Annotated in this window: 2 protein-coding genes; both read right to left on the reverse strand. The window is 76.4% G+C overall.

Annotation, left to right across the window (positions count from 1 at the left end):
• A partial coding sequence (locus DBR36_RS02945) for a DUF4350 domain-containing protein (protein ID WP_258222523.1) occupies positions 1-793 on the reverse strand: 793 nt, incomplete at its 3' end.
• 5 nt (positions 794-798) lie between these two features.
• Positions 799-1,232: DUF4129 domain-containing protein (locus DBR36_RS02950; protein WP_181373452.1), on the reverse strand; the 434-nt coding region annotated here is incomplete at its 5' end.

Here is a 1,232-nt window from a genome sequence, read left to right on the forward strand (position 1 = left end):
ACACGGCCGCGACGAGGGCCGCGAGCAGCAGCAGGACGATCGCGGGCGTCACCCACGGCGGGGTCAGGTCGGACAGCGTCGGCGGGGCGGTGCCGGGGTCGGCGTCGGCGGGCGAGGGGACGTACCAGACGAGTCGTTCGCTCTGCCCGAGCACGCCCAGCGCGAGGGCGGCGTTCCCGTCGAGCGGGAGCATGGCGTTGGTCAGCGTCGCGAGGCCGTCGACCGCGGTGACCGAACGGCCGTCTTCGGCGGTGGTGAGCAGTCCGTAGCCCCCGTCGGAGCCGAAGCACGCCCGGACGCCGTCGCCGGGCACGAAGAGCGAACCGACGCGTGCGGTCCGCGCGTTCGCGGCCGCCGGCACGTCGCACGCGGCGTCGACCGCGATGTCGGGGGCGAAGTCCCCCAGGGACGAACCGTTCAGCAGTACATCGAGCGAGCGCGTTCGCGGGTCGATCAGCACGACGTGGCGCGCGCGGTCGGAGAGGTCGCGCAGACCGTCGTCGGACAGCATCGGCGCATCGGGCACGACCAGCGTCGCGTCGCCGGCGCCGAGGGCGCGTTCCGCGGCGCCGCGATCGCGGGCGACGCTCACCCGCACGCCCTGCTGCTCGAGGACGCGGACGACCGCCCGCGTGCCGTCGGGACCGGCGGATTCCGGATCCAGGATGCCGCGCTGCGCGTAGCCGCCGTAGACGAAGAGGCCGCCGATCAGCGAGACCAGCAACAGCCCCGCGACCAGGGCGATCCACCCCAGCGCGCCGCGGGTGCGGGCGCGCGGAGCGACGGTGGCCACCGCGCTCACGCGGGGACCGCCGGTCGCGCGCGCACCGCTGCGTCGTCGAGATCGGCCACGACGCGGTAGCTCTCGGCCGTTCCGGGACGACGCAGGTACCGGACGTCGTCGAAGGTCTCGGCGGCCGTGTCGAGGGCGTCGGCGAGGGGTGGCAGCGCCGCGCTCGCCGCTCGCGCGAACGCCCGGACGGTCGCGCCCGGGGGCGGGTCGACGATGCCGCGCTCGGCGAGCCCGCGCGCGAAGGCGCGGAAGCGCAGGACGATCGCGTCGTCCCAGTCCCCGCGGGCCGCGGCCTCGGCGGCATCCGCTCGCAGCTCGTCGGCGGAGCGGGCGTCGTCGTCTCCGAACAGGGAGTGCACGGCGGGAGCGGCGCGGGGGGTGAGGCGGGGGCGCCCCCAGATGAGCACCGCCACCACGACGACCGCGCCCACGATCACCC

Origin of the sequence: Microbacterium sp. HMWF026 (genome assembly GCF_003061325.1) — a bacterium.
Lineage (GTDB): Bacteria > Actinomycetota > Actinomycetes > Actinomycetales > Microbacteriaceae > Microbacterium > Microbacterium testaceum_E.